This window comes from Variovorax sp. SPNA7 (assembly GCF_033807855.1).
GTDB classification, from domain to species: Bacteria; Pseudomonadota; Gammaproteobacteria; order Burkholderiales; family Burkholderiaceae_C; genus Variovorax; species Variovorax beijingensis.
In genome coordinates, this window is record NZ_CP138514.1 from 273,980 (window position 1) to 292,945 (window position 18,966).

At 66.5% G+C, this 18,966-nt stretch carries 20 protein-coding genes; 19 read left to right on the forward strand and 1 reads right to left on the reverse strand.

Going from position 1 to position 18,966, the window contains the following annotated elements:
* The first annotated feature begins 15 nt into the window (after positions 1-15).
* The 10 genes from RZE77_RS28980 (at position 16) to RZE77_RS29025 (ending at position 8,234) form a co-directional block, all read left to right on the forward strand.
* Positions 16-1,254, forward strand: a complete 1,239-nt coding sequence (locus RZE77_RS28980) for a styrene monooxygenase/indole monooxygenase family protein (protein WP_319443149.1) — start codon at positions 16-18, stop codon at positions 1,252-1,254.
* 14 nt (positions 1,255-1,268) lie between these two features.
* Entirely contained in the window at positions 1,269-3,002 is a 1,734-nt protein-coding gene (locus tag RZE77_RS28985; RefSeq protein ID WP_319443150.1) for a styrene monooxygenase/indole monooxygenase family protein, read from the forward strand.
* 43 nt (positions 3,003-3,045) lie between these two features.
* Positions 3,046-4,284, forward strand: coding sequence for a dienelactone hydrolase family protein (locus RZE77_RS28990; protein WP_319443151.1), 1,239 nt, complete (start codon positions 3,046-3,048; stop codon positions 4,282-4,284).
* A 187-nt stretch (positions 4,285-4,471) separates the two neighbouring features.
* Complete coding sequence (locus tag RZE77_RS28995) at positions 4,472-5,380, forward strand: beta-1,6-N-acetylglucosaminyltransferase (RefSeq protein ID WP_319443152.1); 909 nt, start codon at positions 4,472-4,474, stop codon at positions 5,378-5,380.
* Positions 5,381-5,469: 89 nt separating this feature from the next.
* Positions 5,470-5,709, forward strand: a complete 240-nt coding sequence (locus RZE77_RS29000; RefSeq protein ID WP_319443153.1) for a hypothetical protein — start codon at positions 5,470-5,472, stop codon at positions 5,707-5,709.
* A gap of 10 nt (positions 5,710-5,719) precedes the next feature.
* Complete coding sequence (locus tag RZE77_RS29005) at positions 5,720-5,989, forward strand: hypothetical protein (protein ID WP_319443154.1); 270 nt, start codon at positions 5,720-5,722, stop codon at positions 5,987-5,989.
* 57 nt (positions 5,990-6,046) lie between these two features.
* A complete protein-coding gene (locus RZE77_RS29010; RefSeq protein ID WP_319443155.1) occupies positions 6,047-6,661 on the forward strand; it encodes a hypothetical protein in 615 nt (204 codons plus the stop codon).
* Positions 6,662-6,710: 49 nt separating this feature from the next.
* Positions 6,711-7,583, forward strand: a complete 873-nt coding sequence (locus RZE77_RS29015) for an ornithine carbamoyltransferase (protein WP_319443156.1) — start codon at positions 6,711-6,713, stop codon at positions 7,581-7,583.
* A 61-nt stretch (positions 7,584-7,644) separates the two neighbouring features.
* Positions 7,645-7,905, forward strand: a complete 261-nt coding sequence (locus RZE77_RS29020) for a type II toxin-antitoxin system ParD family antitoxin (protein WP_319443157.1) — start codon at positions 7,645-7,647, stop codon at positions 7,903-7,905.
* Positions 7,902-8,234 (forward strand): type II toxin-antitoxin system RelE/ParE family toxin, encoded by a 333-nt coding sequence (locus tag RZE77_RS29025; protein WP_319443158.1) that lies wholly within the window; start codon positions 7,902-7,904, stop codon positions 8,232-8,234. Before RZE77_RS29020 ends, RZE77_RS29025 begins: the two co-directional genes overlap by 4 nt.
* 129 nt (positions 8,235-8,363) lie before the next feature.
* Here the strand turns inward: RZE77_RS29025 and RZE77_RS29030 are convergent, their stop codons facing one another.
* Entirely contained in the window at positions 8,364-9,251 is an 888-nt protein-coding gene (locus RZE77_RS29030; protein ID WP_319443159.1) for a LysR family transcriptional regulator, read from the reverse strand.
* A 73-nt stretch (positions 9,252-9,324) separates the two neighbouring features.
* Here RZE77_RS29030 and RZE77_RS29035 point away from each other — a divergent pair, with 73 nt between their 5' ends.
* From RZE77_RS29035 to RZE77_RS29075, 9 genes are all read left to right on the forward strand, one after another.
* The gene (locus RZE77_RS29035; protein ID WP_319443160.1) at positions 9,325-9,627 is read left to right on the forward strand and encodes a hypothetical protein; all 303 of its coding nucleotides are present in this window, start codon (positions 9,325-9,327) and stop codon (positions 9,625-9,627) included.
* 71 nt (positions 9,628-9,698) lie between these two features.
* Positions 9,699-10,733, forward strand: coding sequence for a MerR family transcriptional regulator (locus RZE77_RS29040; RefSeq protein WP_319443161.1), 1,035 nt, complete (start codon positions 9,699-9,701; stop codon positions 10,731-10,733).
* 21 nt (positions 10,734-10,754) lie between these two features.
* Entirely contained in the window at positions 10,755-12,182 is a 1,428-nt protein-coding gene (locus RZE77_RS29045) for a carotenoid oxygenase family protein (protein ID WP_319443162.1), read from the forward strand.
* Between the two features lie 98 nt (positions 12,183-12,280).
* A complete protein-coding gene (locus RZE77_RS29050; RefSeq protein ID WP_319443163.1) occupies positions 12,281-13,024 on the forward strand; it encodes an NUDIX hydrolase in 744 nt (247 codons plus the stop codon).
* 70 nt (positions 13,025-13,094) lie between these two features.
* On the forward strand, positions 13,095-13,958 hold the full coding sequence (locus RZE77_RS29055; protein ID WP_319443164.1) for a cysteine hydrolase family protein: 864 nt from the start codon (positions 13,095-13,097) through the stop codon (positions 13,956-13,958).
* 25 nt (positions 13,959-13,983) lie between these two features.
* Positions 13,984-15,171: a nicotinate phosphoribosyltransferase gene (gene pncB / locus RZE77_RS29060; protein WP_319443165.1), complete on the forward strand. Its 1,188-nt coding sequence runs from the start codon at positions 13,984-13,986 to the stop codon at positions 15,169-15,171.
* Between the two features lie 4 nt (positions 15,172-15,175).
* Positions 15,176-16,876, forward strand: coding sequence for an NAD+ synthase (locus RZE77_RS29065; protein WP_319443166.1), 1,701 nt, complete (start codon positions 15,176-15,178; stop codon positions 16,874-16,876).
* Positions 16,877-16,885: 9 nt separating this feature from the next.
* Positions 16,886-17,962 (forward strand): NUDIX domain-containing protein, encoded by a 1,077-nt coding sequence (locus RZE77_RS29070; protein ID WP_319443167.1) that lies wholly within the window; start codon positions 16,886-16,888, stop codon positions 17,960-17,962.
* Complete coding sequence (locus RZE77_RS29075; protein WP_319443168.1) at positions 17,959-18,864, forward strand: ADP-ribosylglycohydrolase family protein; 906 nt, start codon at positions 17,959-17,961, stop codon at positions 18,862-18,864. The genes RZE77_RS29070 and RZE77_RS29075 overlap by 4 nt, the downstream gene beginning before the upstream one ends.
* The last annotated feature ends 102 nt before the right edge of the window (positions 18,865-18,966 follow it).

The following is an 18,966-nucleotide window of genomic DNA, read 5'->3' on the forward strand; positions in this document are numbered from 1 at the left end:
CAAGGAGCAGATGAAATGAAGCGAATCGCAATCGTCGGCGCGGGCCAGTCGGGCCTGCAACTGGGGCTCGGTCTGCTCGACGCAGGCTACGAAGTCACGATGTTCAGCAACCGCACCGGCGAGGACATCCGCCGCGGCAAGGTCATGTCGAGCCAGTGCATGTTCCACACCTCGCTGCAGATCGAGCGCGACCTGGGCCTGGACCTATGGGCGCACGACTGCCCCACCGTGGACGGCATCGGCCTGGCCGTGCCGCATCCCGAGCAGAAGGGCGCCAAGGCCATCGACTGGGCCGCGCGGCTGAATTCGAGCGCGCAGTCGGTCGACCAGCGCGTGAAGATCCCCGCCTGGATGGATGCGTTCCAGAAGAAGGGCGGCGAACTCGTCTTCAAGGACGCGGGCATCGACGAGCTCGAAGCCTGCACGCAAAGCCACGACCTCACGCTGGTGGCCAGCGGCAAGGGCGAGATCTCGAAGCTCTTCGAGCGCGATGCCCACAAGTCGAGTTTCGACAAGCCGCAGCGCGCGCTGGCGCTGACCTATGTGAAGGGAATGGTGCCGCGCGAGCCGTTCTCGGCCGTGTGCTTCAACCTGATTCCCGGCGTGGGCGAATACTTCGTGTTCCCGGCGCTGACGACGACGGGCCCCTGCGAGATCATGGTGTTCGAAGGCGTGCCCGGCGGGCCGATGGATTGCTGGGCAGACGTGAAGACGCCGCAGGAGCACCTCGCGCGCAGCCAATGGATTCTCGACACCTTCACACCGTGGGAGGCCGAGCGTTGCAAGAACATCGAACTGACCGACGACAACGGTATCCTCGCGGGCCGCTTCGCGCCGACGGTGCGCAAGCCGGTGGCCACCTTGCCATCCGGGCGCAAGGTGCTGGGCCTGGCCGACGTCGTGGTGCTCAACGATCCGATCACGGGGCAGGGCTCCAACAACGCGGCCAAGTGCGCCGACACCTATCTGAAGAGCATCCTCGCGCGCGGCGACGGCGCGGCCGATGCGGCGTGGATGCAGCAGACCTTCGACCGCTACTGGTTCGGCTACGCGCAATGGGTCACGCAGTGGACCAACATGCTGCTCGCGCCGCCGCCGCCCCATGTGCTCACGCTGCTCGGCAGCGCCGGTGCGATACCGCCGCTGGCCAGCGCCTTTGCCAACGGCTTCGACGATCCGCGCACCTTCTTCCCGTGGTTCGCGGATCCCGCGGAAGCGCAGCGCTACATCGAAACCTGCGCGGCCGCCGCGTAGGCCGGAGCGAAGGCATGAAGCGACGCGTGGCCATCGTCGGCGCCGGCCAGTCCGGCATGCAGCTCGCGCTTGGCCTGCAGCGCGCGGGGCACGAGGTGACGGTTTTCTCGAACCGCACGGCACGGGAGATTCTCGAAGGGCCGGTGATGTCGAGCCAGTGCATGTTCGAGACCGCGCTGCAGACCGAGCGCGAACTGGAGCTGGACTGGTGGGCGCACGAATGCCCCGCCGTGGAGGGCATCGGCATGGCGGTGCGCAACCCCGAAGGCGGCAAGGCCATCGAATGGAGCGCGCGGCTCGACGGAGCCGCGCAGTCGGTCGACCAGCGGCTCAAGATACCCGCCTGGATGGCCGAGTTCGAGCAGCGCGGCGGCCGGCTGGTGCTGCAGGAGGTGGGGCTCGCCGCGCTGGAAGCCTGCGCTGCAACGCATGATCTCGTGGTCGTCGCCAGCGGCAAGGGCGAGATCTCGCAGCTGTTCGAGCGCGACACGGAGCGCTCGCCCTTCGACCAGCCCCAGCGTGCACTGGCGCTCACCTATGTGAAGGGAATGAAGCCCGCATTGCCGTATGCACGCGTGTGCTTCAACCTGATTCCCGGCGTCGGCGAATACTTCGTGTTCCCGGCGCTGACGACGACCGGGCCCTGCGAGATCATGGTGTTCGAGGGCGTGCCCGGCGGGCCGATGGATTGCTGGGCAGACGTGAAGACGCCGCAGGAGCACCTCGCGCGCAGCAAGTGGGTCCTCGAGACCTTCCTGCCCTGGGAGGCCGAGCGCTGCGCGGACATCGAACTGACCGACGACAACGGAATCCTCGCGGGCCGCTTCGCGCCGACGGTGCGCAAGCCGGTGGCCACCTTGCCATCCGGGTGCAAGGTGCTGGGCCTGGCCGATGCAGTGGTGCTCAACGACCCGATCACCGGGCAGGGCGCCAACAACGCGGCCAAGTGCGCCGACATCTATCTGAAGCGGATCCTCGAAAACAGCGATGCGCCATTCGACGCCGCGTGGATGCAGCAGACCTTCGACCGCTACTGGGAAGGCTACGCCCGCTGGGCCACCGACTGGACCCACAGCCTGCTCGCTGCGCCGAAGCCGCATCTGCAGAAGCTGCTGCAGAGCGCCATCCACATGCCCGCCGTGGCGAGCACCATCGTCAACGGCTTCGACGATCCGCGTGCCTTTGCTCCCTGGTGGTTCGATGCCGCCGAGGCGGACCGCTTTCTGGAGACCCGGGCGCGCGAAGCCGCTGTCGACCGCTTCGACCGGCGCGACTTCCGCAAGGCCCTCGGGCAGTTCAGCACCGGCGTGACCGTCATCACCACCCGGGCCATCGATGGCCGCCGCGTGGGCATGACCGCCAATTCGTTCTCGTCGGTCTCGCTGGATCCGCCGCTGGTGCTGTGGAGCCTGGCGCGGCAGGCGCCGAGCGTGGGCGACTTCACCGGCGCCAGCCACTTCGCCATCAATGTGCTGGCGGCGCACCAGCATCACCTGTCGCGCCAGTTCTCGACGCCGCAGGCGGACAAGTTCGGCGGGGTGGATTGCTGCGAGGGCACGGCCGGCGTGCCGCTGCTCAATGGCGTCATCGCCCGCTTCGTCTGCCGCAACGTGAAGCAGTACGACGGCGGCGACCACCTGATCTTCATCGGCGAGGTCGAGCGCTACGATCGCTTCGACGGCGAGCCGCTGGTCTTTCATTCGGGCTACTACCAGGTGACGACGCGGCACCCGGAATGCGTGCAGTGAGCGCGCGGCCCGCAGCATCCAACCCTTGAACGGAGAAACTCGCATGCAGGAACAAGAACCCGGCACCACGCACCGCATCCGCATCCAGGCCAGCGATGGCAGCGGCAGCTTCAACGGCTACCTCGCCGTGCCGCGCTCGGGCAGCGGCCCCGGGCTGGTGATTGCCCAGGAGATCTTCGGCGTCAACCACACGATGCGCGAGGTGGCCGACTACTACGCCGAGGAAGGCTATGTGGCGCTCGTGCCCGACCTGTTCTGGCGCCAGCAGCCCGATGTGGAGCTCGGCTACAGCGAGGCCGACTGGCAGCGCGCCTTCGGCTTCTACCAGGGCTTCGACGAGGCCAAGGGCATGCAGGACATGCAGTGCGCCATCGATGCGCTGCGCGCCCTGTCCGAGGTGAGCGGCGGCAAGGTCGGCGTGCTCGGCTTCTGCCTGGGCGGCAAGCTGGCTTATCTTGCGGCCTGCCGCACCGATGCGGATGTGTCGGTGGGCTACTACGGCGTCGGCATCGAGGCCGCGCTGGACGAGGCCGACCAGATCAGGCGGCCGCTCACGCTGCACATCGCCGAGCGCGACAGGTTCTGCCCGCCCGAAGCGCGCGAGCGCATCGTGCAGGCCCTGCAGGGCCGCCCCGGCGTGGCGCTGCACGTGTACCCCGGTGTCGACCATGCCTTTGCACGCGCCGGCGGCGAGCATTTCCACAAGCCTTCGGCGCTGATGGCGCACGAGCGCAGCATTGCCGCGCTCAAGGCCGCCATCGGCCCGCACCACGACCTCTCGGCGCTGTGGGACAAGCACTGCGAATACGAGTTCGGCACCCGCAACGTGGACGACACCATGGCCACCATGGTGGCCGAGCCGTATGTCAACCATATTCCAACGATGACCGGCGGTGTGGGCTACAAGGCGCTGCACAGCTTCTACAGCCAGCATTTCGTCAACAGCAATCCGCCCGACACCGCGCTCGTGTCGATCTCGCGCACGGTGGGCGCCACGCAGGTGGTGGACGAACTGCTCTTCAGCTTCACGCACACCAGCGAAATTCCGTGGATGCTTCCGGGCGTGGCGCCCACCGGCAAGCGCGTGGAAATCCCGCTGCTCGCGGTGGTGAAGTTCCGCGGCGACAAGCTCTACCACGAGCACATCTACTGGGACCAGGCCAGCGTGCTGGTGCAGGTGGGCCTGCTCGATCCGAAGCTGCTGCCGGTGGCAGGCGTCGAAACAGCGCGCAAGCTGCTTGATGAAACCCTGCCTTCGAACACGCTGATGCATCGGGCATGACGCAAGCCCAGGGTGGGTACCGTGGGCTTGCCGCCGGGGCAAGGGCCGGCCCGCCGGGGTACCCACCAGATGCGGTCCACCGCACACCTGTCGTACGATAGATTTCGGTCGCTGCAGCCTTGAGAGCACTCTCCAGGGCCATCCGCCAGGTCAGGCAGCAGCCGACGAGACGTACTGCCATCGTGACATGAGCCCGGTATTCCTGTTGCTTGTTCATGCGGATCCACAGCAGGCGAAGCGCTTGCTGAGGCGGCTGGTTTCGGTCGGCCGCTGCATCGTCCATGTCGATGCCAAGGCCGACTTTTCCGCGTTCCGGATTGACGATCCACGCGTAAATTTCGTGAAGGACCGTGTCGACGTGCGCTGGGGCGCCATCTCCCAGGTCGATGCCACCCTGAGGCTCATGCGCACCGCGCTCGCGCAGTGCGAGGTGTCGCAGGTGAGCCATTTCTTGCTGCTTTCGGGGAACTGTTATCCCTTGCGTCCGCTGGAAGAATTCCGCGCCTTCTCGCAACTGCATGCAGACACGAACTTCATCAAGATGATTCCTCTGGCAAGCACGCGCAAGCTGCATGAGAGAGTTCGCCACTTCTGGTTCTACGAGGACCTTCCGGTGGACGGAAGGAAATTCACCCTGGTAAGGCTGTCGCGTGGCCTTCTGCAATTCGCCGGCAAGCTCGGGCGCCGTTCGTTCCCGCTCTTTGCGCAGTGGCACTTCGGTTCCCAATGGTGGGCGCTGACCCCTGAAGCCGTGCGCTACCTCGCGTCGTATCCGCATGAAACGTCGGTGAAGCGATTTCTCCGGTTCTCCAAGGCGCCCGACGAGATCTACTTTCATACGCTGCTCGCAAACTCCCCGCTGCAGCACACCGTGGAGCCCGTCAGCGGAAGCGGCGTCTGGGACGCGGCGAACCTGCACCTGATCGATCCGTCGCTGTCGCGCTGGTTCCACACGTCCGACTACGAGGAGATCGTCGCGTCGGGCAAGTGGTTCGTGCGCAAGGTCGGCAGCGGCATCTCCAGCGATCTGTGCGACAGGCTGGACCGCAACGGCAATCACAGCTTGGTCGCGCAAGCGGGCAAAGAGACCGCGTAGCCGTGGGCGCCGCTCCAGCCCGGGACCCTCATCAGGGCGAAGGGCAGAATGCGGGCAGGAGCCGTCGTCCGGCAGAGGAGTTGCAGCGCATGAAGATCGAACCACGGTCCACGTTCACCGGGAGAAAGCCCGATGCCTTCGAGCTGAAGATCCGATTTGCATGCGGGGCGCTGCTGGGCCTTGTGGTCGGCCTGGGCATGTGCGCCAGGCTGTGGCCGCTGAGCACCTTCGAGGCATGCGTGCTCGTGGTGCTCGCCGTCGCCGCCTGCGGCTTCTGCGCCGCGCGGTTTGGTGACAGGTTCTGGGCCAATCTGCGGTGGCTGCAGTAGAGCACTTGCCATGAGATGGCTGAAACTGCTACGCAGCGTTCTGCGCGTGTTGTGGTGGGCAGCGGCAGCGGCCATACCGGTTGTGCAATACCGTTTCCGCGAAAGCTACCGCCGCGCAATCGGGTGCCCCGCCTCACCGGATTGCTACGTGCCAGGCGCCGAGCTCCTGATCGACATGCTGCTTCTCGCCGCGGGTTCGGCTGTCGTGCTCTGGCCGCTCAGCGCGTGGTATGCCATCGTCAAGCCATGGCTGGCCCGCCGGGCGTCGCTCAAACAGTGACAGGAACTGCATCGGATGTTCTTCTCTCGCAAACCGAAGCCGCCTTCCTCGAGGCTCATGCAACTTCACGAGTACATCGACCTGCTCCACGGAGGCACCGAGGATCACGCCGGAAGCGATGCGGTCAAGCAAAGCGCCGTGGCACTTGTGCACAGCCTTCGTGGGCCCCTGCAATTGAAAGCATGGACGGCCCCGGCGCTCGCGCAGGTCTTTGCCCGCCGCTCGCAGGCGCACGATGCATTGCTGGTTCATGTGCCCCTCGACATCCGCGATTGCTTCCTGATCGCCATATTCAGGAACGGCGAGTCCACCGCGCAGGAGCATCTTCTTTTCGACATTGGCGCGGAATACCAGGAGCCGATGCTGGATTGCCCCGAGTTCGGCGTGGCGGAACCGGCGAACGAAGCCAACATTCGTCACTGGATTCCATTGCTGCAGGGCAGCCCGTCGGCGTTCGCAATCATTGAACGGCGCGGCGGAACCTACATGCAGGTGTTCGCCGACGCCGAGGGCTTTCATCTGGAGCATCAGCTGGTCACCACCGGCGCGCACTACCGCTCGGTCGAGCCGGTCAGCGCCGAGGAAGCCGTCGGCATCCTGGTGTCCTATGCGTGCGAAAAATACGAGTGGGCCTACAAGCCCTGGGAGCGGCTCGAACTGCCGGCCACGTGATCCCTCTTGCAGCGGGCGGCCGGGGCTCACAACGATAGACTCCAAAGGAATGAATTCCCCCGCACGGAACCTGCTTGCAATAAGCGACCTCAGGCCCGCTGACCTGGTCTCGATCCTTGCGCGTGCCCAGGCGATGGAGAGCCTTTGGAATGACCGATGCATGCCTCAGGGCCTTGCGAACAAGCGCGTGGCGCTGGTTGTGAATGACAGCGGGTGGCGCAACACAACGGCGTTCGATCTGGGCATCCAGGCCATGGGCGGCCTGTGCATTCATGCACCGCTGCGTTGGGATTCAGGGGAGGAACTGGAGGATCTGGCGGCATATCTTGGCAACTGGTTCGACGGCGTCGTGACCCGCGCGCCAGACCTGTCATCGATGCGCTCGCTAGCCGGCGCCTTCAACGGTCCCGTGATCAATGCACGCACACGATTCAACCACCCCTGCGAGACGCTCGGTGACCTTGCCTTTGCCCTGCATCGCCGCGGGCGTATCGACGGAGTGAAGGTCGCCGTCGTATCGCCGATGGCAAACATACTGGGCTCGTGGATCGAGGCCGCAGCGGCGCTGCCACTCGAGGTCGTGCAGGTCTTCTCGCCGACCTGGCATGCAGCTTCTGCGGATTCCACAAGTCGGTTTCGCACGAGCTCTGACATGGGTGAACTGGCGGATGCCGACTTGATCGTGACGGACTGCTGGCCGAGCAATGCCGAACCTGACGAGTTACGGAGGTTCCAGATTACTGCGGATCTCCTCGAGAAGTGCCGTCCTGAGGCGAGCTTTGTTCCTTGTCCACCCGTTGCCAGGGGCAAGGAGGTGTCGGCGGAAGCGATGCTCCACCCAAAGTGCCGCGTCGTCGCTGCAAAGAGGTTTCTGCTTCACGCACAGAACGCAGTTCTGGAATGGGCGTTCGCTACTCCGTGAATTGACTTCGGCAGCCTCGGGGAGGTTTGCCAAAATTTGCCAAACAGAATAGACTTCTCTCATGAGCACCATGAACGTGTCCCTTCCGGAAGCCATGAAGTCGTTCGTGGATGAGCAAGTGGTCGAACGTGGCTACGGCACAAGCAGTGAGTATGTGCGCGAGCTCATCCGACGGGACCAGCAGCGGCTCCAGCTGCGCAGCCTGTTGCTTCAGGGAGGCCTCTCGGCGCCCGCCGCCGGGGCAGACGCAGCCTACTTCAATGGCTTGCGTGAGAAGGTGCGCAATGCGGGCAAAAAATCAGCCAGGGCCGGCGGCAGGTGAAGGCGAAAGCAGTCATCCCGCGAAAACAGGCCAACCAGGACGTCGACGACGCGATCGCCTATTACCTGAGTGAAGGTGCAGGAAGTGCCGCACTCGATTTCATCGACGAACTCGAAAAGGCCTACAGCCATGTCGGCCGCCATCCCGGGACGGGCTCCATGAGCTATGCCCATGCACTCGATCTGCCGGGGCTTCGTTTCTGGCCATTGACTCGCTTCCCGTATTTGGTCTTCTACTTCGAACAGTCGGACTGCATCGATGTCTGGCGCGTCCTCCATGGCCGGCGCGACATACCTGCATGGATGCAGACGTCGGGAACCGATGCTTGATCAGCAGGCTGGTCGGGCGGACATGGACTGCGCCCGCATGACCCCAACCAATTGCGACGCGACTGCGCATTCCAACGACTCACTTGCGATTTCCGCATACGACTGAGCTTTGCAGGTCTCGCTCCCGCCCTAGCGCTCCAGAAAGAGATCGGCAATCACCGACCTCAGCCACTTGTTGGAAGGGTCCTGCTGATACCGCTCGTGCCAGTGCTGCTTGATGGCGAATCCCGGCAGCGTGAAGGGCGGCTTGAACATCTTCACTTCGGCGATTCGCAGCAAGGTTTCGGCCACGCGTTCAGGCACCGTGATCATCAATTCCGTCTGTGCCACCAGCGCGCCGATGCCCAGGAAATCGGGAAGGTGCAGGCTGATGTTCCGCTGCACGCCGAGCCGGTCGAGTTCGCGCTCGACCAGCTCGTTGCCGGCTCCGGCCGCCGACACCACCACATGCTGCTCTCGCTTGAACATGCCTTGCGTCAGGCGGGCATGAATCCGGGGATGGTCCTTGCGTACGACGCAGACGAAGCGCTGATCGAACAATTTCTGTTGGTAGAAGCCCGCCTCCAGTTCCGGCATGAAGCCCACGGCCAGGTCCGCATCCCCGGCTTCCAGCATCTTGGGCGTGCGAGCCGAGATGTGCGTGATCTCGACCCGGACCGACGGGGCGACCTCGCTCAGGCGGTTCATGAGCTGGGGCAGCAGCACGAGGTGCGTGATGCCGGTCATGCACACGCGAAAGGTGCGCTGCGCCTTCGCCGGATCGAAGATCGCCTGCTGCCGCGTCACGGCACGCAGCAACTCCAGCGCCTGCCGGACCGGCGCGACCAATGAAGTGGCGTGCGGCGTCGGCTGCATGCCGTCGGAGGTACGGACAAAGAGCGGATCGCCGAAGTGCCGCCGCAGCCGCGCCAATGCGATGCTGATCGACGACTGCGGCATGCCGAGGTTCTCGCCGGCCCGCGAGACGCTGCGGGTCTTGTAGACCTCGTCGAAGATGCTGAGCAGTTTGAGATCCATTATTCAGATTCCTGATCTGGCGTATTTGGCGTATGCCATGTTCTAAATACTGCCACAGACCTAGGATCGCCGGATGACACTGAAACCGCTGATCGTGGCGTGCGCCTTCCTTCCTCTTGCCACGCTTGCGGATGTTTCCTCGGCACCAGCGCAAGCCGAGCCGCCGGCCGTGAGCGCCTTCTATCGCCACCCCGAGCACTGCGCCTATATGGCGGGACTTCCCGAGAACGACTCGCCCGAGTTCATCGCGCGCTTCGAGATCGACGTCCAGGCGGTGGTGGAGGCCTTGCGGGTCCGGAATCCGTCGCTGCAACTGACGGATGCCCTGTTCCATCTCAAGGCTGGCTGCGACCGGGCCTTGGCAAGGATGAAATAGCGACAAAGCGCTTGACCCTCTCGTGGCGGCAGGGTCTAGGATGCCTTCAACTTGAGAGGGAAGGCATGTTCTTGAAGATCGGCGAACTTGCCCGGCGCGCCGGGCTGACGGTGCGCGCATTGCGCCACTATGACGACATCGCACTGCTGGTGCCATCCGAAAGATCGAGTAGCGGATACCGCCTGTATGGCCGGAAGGATGTGGCACGCCTTTACCGCATCCAGGCGCTGCGGCGACTCGACTTGTCGCTCGCGGACATTCAAGGCCTGCTCGACAACGCGGCCGGCGGGCTTTCGGAGGTCGTGGCCGGGCAGGTGGCGCAACTCGACCGTGAAATCCTGCAGGCATCGGCACTGCGCGCCCATCTGCTTGCACTGCAGGACCAGCTGCAGGCCAGCAAGGAGCCCGGCATCGACGACTGGCTCCTGGCACTCGAGAGCATGGTCGCCGGTGCGAAGTACTTCAGCGACGACGAACAGCGCGTGCTCAACACGCAACGCAATGGCCTCGCGGATGCGGCGGTGCCCGAGCGCGCCGAGCTGACGAACTGGCTGCACCGCCTGGTCGCAGCCGGCGCATCGCCCGAGAGCCCGCAGGCGCAGGCCCTGGCGCAGCGTTGGATTGCGCTGCTGCTCGAAGAAGCCGGGGGCGACGAAGGACTGCTGATGAAAATCTACGCCATGCACTGGAACGAGCCGTCGCTCCATGCGATGACAGGGGTGGACCGCGCCGGCATCCGGTACATCTCGCACGCGATGGCGTTCGCGCGCCTCGCGCTCTACGCGCCTTACTGCAGCGCCGGCGAGATGGCCACGCTGCGCCAGCACTACGTTGCGCAGACCGACGCGTGGCCGCCGCTCATCGCAGAGGTCCGGCAACAGATGTCGGCGGGCGTCCCCGCCGATGGCGCGGCCATGCGCGCGCTGGCGCAGCGTTGGCAGGCGCTGTCGCTGGCCAAGGCCGGCGGCAAGGCGTCGCTGCACGCGAAGCTGCAGCGGGCGTTCCGCCACGACGCGGCCCTGCGGTCCGGCTCGGGCATCGATGAGACCCTGGCAGCCTACGTGGGACAAGCGATGGCCTGCCTGGACGGCACACAGGTCTCCTGAATGCACCCCGAAAGGCACCACGTGAACGCACAAGCGCAGGCGAACCCTCATTTCTTTACCGGCAACTACGCACCGCTGACCGAAGAGCACGACATCGCGGCGCTCGACATCGAAGGTACGCTGCCGCCCGGGCTGTCGGGCAGCCTGTACCGGGTCGGCCCCAGCCCGCAATACGCACCGCGCGACGACAGCTACCACTGGTTCTCCGGCGACGGCATGGTGCATGCCTTCCACATCGGCAAGGGCAGGGTGTCGTACCGCAACCGCTGGGCGCGCACGCCGAAGTGGCAGCTCGAACATGAGGCCGGGCGCGCGCTCTTCGGCACCTTCGGCAACCCCGCCACCAGCGACCCGCTGGCGCAGGGCCGCAACGGCGGCACCGCCAACACCAGCATGCTGTGGCATGGCGGTCGCCTGTTCGCGCTCGAAGAGTCGCACCAGCCTTTCGAACTCGACGCCTTCACGCTGGCGTCCAAGGGGCACCAGAGCTTCGGCGACCGCCTGGCCTCGCGCTGCACCGCACACCCGAAGGTCGATCCCGAGAGCGGCGAACTGCACATCTTCGCGTACTCGCCCGACGGCCCCTGTTCGCCGACCATGCTCTACGGCGTGATGGACAGGCACTGCGAGGTCGCGCAACTCCAGTCCTTCACGGCGCCCTATGCCAGCATGGTGCACGACTTCATGGTGACGCGCCGGCACGTGCTCTTTCCCGTGACGCCGCTGACGCTCAGCGTCGAGCGCGCCATGCAGGGAAAGCCGCTGCTGGCATGGGATGCCGCCAGGCGCACCCACGTCGGCGTGATGCACCGTGGCAGCGCAGTCGATACGCTGCGCTGGTTCGACACCGACGCCTGCCATGTGTTCCACGTGATGAATGCCTGGGACGACGGCGACACCATCGTGGCCTACGTGATGCAGTCGGACACCGCTCCCGGACTGCCCGACGCCGAAGGCCGCCCCGGCGACCCCGATGCCATGGCCGCGCGCCTGTGCCGGTGGACCTTCGACATGGCCGGCAGAAGCCGCGGCTTCCAGCGTGAATACCTCGACGACCTGGTGGCGGAGTTTCCACGCATCGACGAGCGCTACACGGGGCGGCGCAACCGCTGTGGCTTCTACACCTGCCATGCAACGCCGCGCGCGCGGGACGATTCGCAGAGCGTGCTCTACGACAGCCTGGCCCGATTCGACTTCGACACCGGCAAGCGCAGCTTGTACACGCTACCGACCGGCGACGTCGTGTCCGAACCGGTGTTCGTGCCGCGCGATGAAAGCTCGACGGAGGGCGACGGCTGGCTGCTCGCCGTGGTCTGGCGTGAGCAGGAAAGGCGTAGCGACCTGCTGGTGCTCGATGCCACGGACCTGCCTGCGGGACCTGTTGCGGTGGCCCGTTTGCCGCACCGCGTGCCGTTCGGCTTTCACGGGACCTGGCGACCTGGCTTGTAGCGCCTGGCCGGCAAGCACTGGGAACTTCGCGGCCGCGATCGCTATATTCCTCCCTTCGGAGTTGTTCTGTACAACCCCAATCGAGAGGAGCTCGCACCTTGAAGCCATCCCCCAAAAAGCAGGCCGGCCTGAACTTTCCCAGGCCGCTGGTCACCGTCGACGTGGTCATCTTCACCGTGCTGGAAGATGCGCTGAAGGTCATGCTGGTACGCCGCCCGAACGGTCCCGACGATCCCTTTCCGGGGCGCTGGGCGCTTCCCGGAGGCTTCATCGATGTCGACAAGGACGCCAGCCTGCACGGCTGCGCGCTGCGCAAGCTGCGCGAGAAGACCGGCGTTGCCGCACCCTATCTCGAGCAGCTGGGCAGCTGGGGCGGCGCGCACCGCGACCCGCGCGGCTGGTCGGCCACGCATGCCTTCTTCGCGCTGATGCCGGCCCAGGACCTGTTGCCCGAAAAGGGCGTGGATGCTCCGCAGGCCGAATGGATGGACGCCATGGCCGCGGGCCGCAAGCGCCTGGCGTTCGACCATGCGGAGATCCTGGCCAGCGCGATCGCGCGGCTGCGCAGCAAGGTCGAATACACCTCGCTGCCGGCCTTCCTGCTGAACGAGCCCTTCACGCTGCCGCAGCTGCAGCACACCTACGAGGTCGTGCTCGGCCGCGCCGTCGACAAGAGCGCCTTCCGCAAGCGGATGCTCGACGGCGGCTTCATGGAGGAGGCCGGCACGGTGGAGGGCGCCTCGGGCCGGCCGGCGATGGGCTACCGGCTGCGCGACCGCTCGCAGGCCGCCTTGTTTCCCCGGACCTTCAGCCCGCGGGATGCCGAGGCGCCGGACACTTGACTTTTTCTTTCATGGTTGTACAGTGCCACCAATAAGAGTTGTACAGTACAACTAACAAGAGGACGCCGCCATGAAGCAGAACATCCATCTCCTCGTGATCGATCCGCAGAACGACTTCTGCGACCTGCCGGCCGACTGGCTCGGCACCGACGCCGCCACGCGCGCGCCGCTGCAGCCGGCCCTGCCGGTGGCCGGTGCCCACGCCGACATGCTGAGGCTGGCCGGCCTGATCCGCGAAGGGGCGGGCGGCATTGCCGGCATCACGGTCACGCTGGACTCGCACCACAGGTTCGACATCGCGCACCCCACGTTCTGGCAGGCGCGCGGCGGCGGCGCCGTGGCGCCCTTCACCCCGATCACGGCGGCGCAGGTTCGCGCCGGCGACTACCGGCCCCGCGACGCCGCGGCCCTGCCGCGCGCGCTGGCCTACCTCGACGAGCTCGAGCGCAGGGGCCGCTATACGCTGATGGTGTGGCCGGTGCACTGCGAGATCGGCAGCTGGGGCCATAACGTGCATGCCGCGGTCAAGGCCGCCTACAACGCCTGGGAAGACGCACAGGCCGGCCTGGTGGAAAAGGTCGCCAAGGGCAGCAATCCCTGGACCGAGCACTACAGCGCCATCCAGGCCGAGGTGCCGGATGCGGACGATCCCGGCACTGCGCTCAACATGCCGCTGGTCGAGTCGCTCGACCGCACCGACCTGGTCGTGATTGCCGGCGAAGCCAGCAGCCATTGCGTGAAGGCCACCACCGAGCACATCGCCGCCCACCTGCCGTCGGGCAGGCCCGAAAAGCTGGTGCTGGTCACCGACTGCATGAGCCCGGTGACCGGCTTCGAGGCGCAGCACCAGGCCTTCCTCGACGACATGGCCGCACGCGGCGCGCAGCTTCGCACCAGCGCCGAAGTGCTCGCACTGCTGGCGGCCAACGCCTGACGCCAACCGGTCCAAGGAGCACACCATGCAACCGATCATCCAGAGCCTGCTCGACACCGACCTGTACAAGTTCACGATGTGGCAGGCGATGCTGCACAGCCACCCGCAGACGCAGGCCGAGTACAGCTTCGTGTGCCGCAACCAGCCGGCCTATCCGCTGGCCGAGCTGCTGGCGGACGTCAACGCGCAGCTCGATCACCTGTGCACGCTGCGTTTCGCGCCCGGCGAACTCGCCTACCTGCGCAGCCTGCGCTATATCAAGAGTGACTTCGTCGACTTCCTGCGCATCTTCAGCTTCCAGCGCGAGTTCATCACTGCCGCGGCCGATGGCGATGCGCTGCGCATCCGGGCGGTCGGCCCGCAGGTGCACACCATGGCGTTCGAGATCTTCGTGCTCGCGATCGTCAACGAGCTGTACTTCCGCCGCTTCGATGCCGAGGCCGCGCCGGCCGAGGGCCGCCGGCGCCTGCAGGCCAAGATCGAACTGCTGCGCGGCTTCGCCAGGGAGCCGTCGGCGCGGCATCCATTCGAATTCTTCGACTTCGGCGTGCGCCGCCGCTTCTCTCGCGACTGGCAGCGCGAAATGGTCGGCACGCTCAAGCACGAAGTGCCGATGTATTTCAAGGGCACCTCCAACGTGCTGCTGGCCAAGGAGCTGGAGCTGGTGCCCATCGGCACCATGGCGCACGAGTACCTGCAGACCTACCAGGCGCTCGGCGTGCGGCTGCGCGACTTCCAGAACGCCGCGCTGGAAGGCTGGGTGCAGGAATACCGCGGCGACCTGGGCGTGGCGCTGACCGACGTGGTCGGCATGGATGCCTTCCTGGCCGACTTCGACCTGTACTTCGCCAAGCTGTTCGACGGCCTTCGCCACGACTCGGGCGATCCGGTCGCCTGGGGCGAAAAGGCGCTGGCGCACTACGCCAGGCTGCGCATCGATGCGCACACCAAGCGGCTGGTGTTCTCCGACGGGCTCGACCTGCCAACGGCGATCGGGCTGTACCGCACCTTCGCCAACCGCACGCAGACCGGCTTCGGCATCGGCACCCACCTGAGCAACGATGTCGGTCTCACGCCGCTGAACATCGTGATGAAGCTCACGGGCTGCAACGGCCAGCCGGTGGCCAAGCTGTCGGACAGCCCGGGCAAGACGCTGTGCGAAGACCAGACCTTCCTGGCCTACCTGCGCCAGGTCTTCCAGATCGAGGGGTGAGGCCATGCTCCGCATCACTGTCGCCCAGCTCAACCCCACCATCGGCGACCTGGCCGGCAACGCCGCGCGGATGATCGAGGCCGCGCGCCGGGCCGCGGCCGAGCAGGCCGACCTGGTGGTCTTTTCCGAGCTGTCGCTCACCGCCTACTACCCGGCCGACCTGCTGGAGGAAGAGGGCTTCATGGAGCGCGTGGAGGATGCGTTCGCGCAGCTGCTCTCGGCCTCGCGCGAGATTCCGGCGCTGCACTGGGCGGTCGGACTGCCGGCGCGGCGCGAGGGCGCAGGCAAGAAGCTTCGCAACGTGCTGCGCGTCATTTGCGCGGGCGAGGTGCGGCTCGAATACGCCAAGCAGCTGCTGCCGACCTACAACGTCTTCGACGAGCGCCGGCACTTCGAGCCGGGCCCCGATGTAGCGCGCGTGCTGCGCATCCGCGGCACGCGCGTGGGGCTCCTGATCTGCGAGGACGGCTGGAACGATGAGGGCCAGGACTACCTCGTCAATCCCTTCGACCGCATGCGCGACGCCGCGCCCGACCTCGTGGTGTCGATCAATGCGAGTCCGTCGAACATCGGCAAGCGCGAGCAGCGGCACCGCATCTTCGGCGCGGCCAGCCGCCGCAACGGCCTGCCCATCTTGTACGTCAACCAGGTGGGCGGGCACGACCAGCTGGTGTATGACGGCGCCTCGTTCGCGGTCGAGCCGCAGGCCGGCGTGGTGTACGAGGCGCGCCGCTTCGCGGAGGACCTGGGCACCTTGCGCTTCGAGGACGGCCGCTTCCTCACGCCGGCCGGCGAAGCACTGCCGCCCGTGCCTCCACAAGGCCTGCCGACGCTCGAGTTCTACCGCCAGCAGATCGTGCTGGGCCTGCGCGACTACGCGCGGCGCTGCGGCTTCCGGCAGGCCGTGGTCGGTTCGTCCGGCGGCATCGATTCGGCGCTGACGCTCGCGCTGGCGGTCGAGGCGCTGGGCGCGCAGAACGTCGTGGCCATCACCATGCCGTCGTCCTTCTCCTCGGCGGGCTCGGTGGGCGATTCCGAAACCCTGTGCCGCAACCTCGGCGTGCCGCTCGAGGTGCATGCCATTGCGGGCATCGTCTCGCAGTTCGAGCAAGGCTTCGAGACGGCGTTCGAGCGCGGGCTGCAAGGCGTGGCACTCGAGAACCTGCAGGCGCGCGTGCGCGGCACGATCCTCATGGGCTACTCCAACAGCTTCGGCCACCTGCTGCTGACCACGGGCAACAAGTCCGAGATCTCGGTCGGCTACTGCACGCTCTATGGCGACACCAACGGCGGCCTGGGCCTGATCGGCGACCTCTACAAGACCGAGGTCTTCGCGTTGTCGCGACACTTGAACGCACAGGCCGGACGCGAACTCATCCCGCAGGCCATCCTCGACAAGGAACCCTCCGCCGAGCTGGCACCGGGACAGAAGGACGCCGACAGCCTGCCGCCGTACGAAGTGCTCGACGAAGTCCTCAAGCTGCTGATCGAAGGCCAGCGGCTCGCGAAAGATGAGTACGAACAGGCGCGCGCCTTCGTCGACCGGCTGCGTGCCACGCCCGAAGGCGAGGCGCTGGTCGAGCGCATCCGCGGCATGGTTGCGCGCAACGAGTACAAGCGGCGGCAGTCGCCGCCCATCGTTCGGGTCAGGCCGCGGGCATTCGGCTCCGGCCGCCAGATGCCGATTGCGGCCCGCTGGAACTGAGGATAAAAAATGACAAGCACGAACAAGGCGCCCGATGTCGCCGTCTACATCGGACGCTTCCAGATCTTCCACAACGCCCAGCTGGCGCTGCTGCGCCGCGCGCTGGCGGCCGCGCCCGAGTGCGTGGTGGTGCTCGGCTCGGCCTTCCAGGCGCGCACGCCGCGCAATCCCTTCACCTGGCAGGAGCGCGCCGAGATGATCCGCGTCGCGCTGCCGGAAGCGGACCGCCAGCGGCTGAAGTTCCTGCCCGTGCGCGACCACTACGACTCCGCGCGATGGGTCGCGGCGGTGAAGCAGGGCCTGGCCCGGCTGTATCCCGGCCAGCCGTCGGTCGTGCTGGTCGGGCACCTGAAGGATGCGACCAGCAGCTACCTGCGCGACTTTCCCGGCTGGGCGCTCGACGACGCCGGGCGCCGCGGCGACATCCATGCAAGCGCGCTGCGCGACGCGTATTTCGGGGCGGCCCGCGACGGTTCGCTCGAGCCGGCCCTGGCAGCCCTCGTCGGCCAGGCGCCCGAGAGCACGCTGCAGTTCCTGCGCGCCTGGGCCAGCCTGCCGCCCTATGCGGTGCTGGCGCAGGAATGGGAGAGCCTGCGCCGCGAGAAGGCGCTGTGGTCGGGCTCGCCGTACCCGCCGGTCTTCGTCACGGTCGATGCCGTTGTCCAGTGCGGGCGCCAGGTGCTGCTGATCCGGCGCGGCCGCTCGCCCGGCAAGGGCCTGTTCGCGGTGCCGGGCGGCTTCCTCGAGCCGCGCGAGACCGTGTGGCAGTCGGCCTTGCGCGAGCTGGAAGAGGAAACCGGCCTGCGGCTGCTGGACAGCGACATCGAAGCCGCGTTCAAGGCGGTGCAGGTGTTCGACCACCCCGACCGCAGCCAGCGCGGCCGCGTCATCACCCATGCGCACTGGTTCGACCTGGGCCCGCGCCGCCCGCCCGAGCTGACCGCCGGCGACGACGCCTCGGAAGCCCGCTGGGTGCCCATCGACCAGTTGGCCGGCATGGAGGACCAGTTCCATGACGACCACTTCCACATCCTCGACTTCTTCTTCGGATTGACGGCCGAGGCCGCACAAGGCGGCGCCGCATGAACGACCGGGAGCGATACCGCGGGTGCCTCCTGGGACTGGCCTGCGGCGACGCGGTGGGCACGACCGTCGAGTTCATGCCGCGCGGAAGCTTCGAGCCCGTCACGGGCATGGCTGGCGGCGGCCCGTTCAGGCTGCAGCCGGGCGAATGGACCGACGACACCTCGATGGCGCTGTGCCTGGCGACGAGCCTGGTCTGGCGGCGCGGCTTCGATGCCGTCGACCAGATGAACCGCTACTGCAATTGGCGCAGCGTCGGCTACCTGAGCAGCAACGGCGAGTGCTTCGACATCGGCATCACGGTGGCCACGGCGCTGGACCGCTACCTCGTGACCCGCGATCCGTTCGCTGGCGACCCCGACCCCAGGACGGCCGGCAACGGCGCGCTGATGCGGCTCGCACCGGTCCCGATGTACTTCCGCGCCAGCGCGGAACACACCTTCCGGTTTGCCGGCGAAAGCACGCGAACGACGCACGGCGCGCGCGAAGCCATCGATTGCTCGCGGCTCTTTGCGCTGCAACTGCGGGCAGCGTTGATGGGCGCAAGCAAGGAGCACATTCTTGCGACCACGGTCCCCGAACCCCTGTCCGACAAGGTCGCAGCCATCGCGTCGGGTGGCTACGTCGGCAAGCCGCGCGAGGCCATCAAGGGATCGGGATACTGCGTCGATTCGCTCGAGGCGGCCCTTTGGTGCTTCTTCGGCACCGCGTCGTTCGAGGAAGCCGTGCTGGCCGCGGCCAACCTGGGAGACGATGCCGACACCACGGCCGCGATCTGCGGGCAGCTGGCCGGTGCGCACTACGGCGCGTCTTCCATTCCGGCAGACTGGCTCGAACGATTGGCCCTGCGCGGCGACATCGAAGGCCTCGCCGATCAACTGCTGGAAGGCGCCGGGCCGTCCTGAGCCGGCCCCGCAGGGCCACTGTCTGCATCCACATGCACTGAAGTGCGCCCCATCGCCCGACATTTGGCGGCCCCGGCCGAGCGTGAATCTCCGCTTTTCACT

Bases quoted from the DNA above. Each gene is read 5' to 3' on its own strand.
- RZE77_RS29065 (WP_319443166.1), top strand. From the start codon at position 15,176: ATGCTCCGCATCACTGTCGCCCAGCTCAACCCCACCATCGGCGACCTG.
- RZE77_RS29055 (WP_319443164.1), top strand. From the start codon at position 13,095: ATGAAGCAGAACATCCATCTCCTCGTGATCGATCCGCAGAACGACTTC.
- RZE77_RS28990 (WP_319443151.1), top strand. From the start codon at position 3,046: ATGCAGGAACAAGAACCCGGCACCACGCACCGCATCCGCATCCAGGCC.
- pncB (WP_319443165.1), top strand. From the start codon at position 13,984: ATGCAACCGATCATCCAGAGCCTGCTCGACACCGACCTGTACAAGTTC.
- RZE77_RS29020 (WP_319443157.1), top strand. From the start codon at position 7,645: ATGAGCACCATGAACGTGTCCCTTCCGGAAGCCATGAAGTCGTTCGTG.
- RZE77_RS29030 (WP_319443159.1), bottom strand. From the start codon at position 9,251: ATGGATCTCAAACTGCTCAGCATCTTCGACGAGGTCTACAAGACCCGC.
- RZE77_RS28985 (WP_319443150.1), top strand. From the start codon at position 1,269: ATGAAGCGACGCGTGGCCATCGTCGGCGCCGGCCAGTCCGGCATGCAG.
- RZE77_RS29015 (WP_319443156.1), top strand. From the start codon at position 6,711: ATGAATTCCCCCGCACGGAACCTGCTTGCAATAAGCGACCTCAGGCCC.
- RZE77_RS29070 (WP_319443167.1), top strand. From the start codon at position 16,886: ATGACAAGCACGAACAAGGCGCCCGATGTCGCCGTCTACATCGGACGC.
- RZE77_RS29005 (WP_319443154.1), top strand. From the start codon at position 5,720: ATGAGATGGCTGAAACTGCTACGCAGCGTTCTGCGCGTGTTGTGGTGG.
- RZE77_RS29035 (WP_319443160.1), top strand. From the start codon at position 9,325: ATGACACTGAAACCGCTGATCGTGGCGTGCGCCTTCCTTCCTCTTGCC.
- RZE77_RS29075 (WP_319443168.1), top strand. From the start codon at position 17,959: ATGAACGACCGGGAGCGATACCGCGGGTGCCTCCTGGGACTGGCCTGC.
- RZE77_RS28995 (WP_319443152.1), top strand. From the start codon at position 4,472: ATGAGCCCGGTATTCCTGTTGCTTGTTCATGCGGATCCACAGCAGGCG.
- RZE77_RS28980 (WP_319443149.1), top strand. From the start codon at position 16: ATGAAGCGAATCGCAATCGTCGGCGCGGGCCAGTCGGGCCTGCAACTG.
- RZE77_RS29000 (WP_319443153.1), top strand. From the start codon at position 5,470: ATGAAGATCGAACCACGGTCCACGTTCACCGGGAGAAAGCCCGATGCC.
- RZE77_RS29010 (WP_319443155.1), top strand. From the start codon at position 6,047: ATGCAACTTCACGAGTACATCGACCTGCTCCACGGAGGCACCGAGGAT.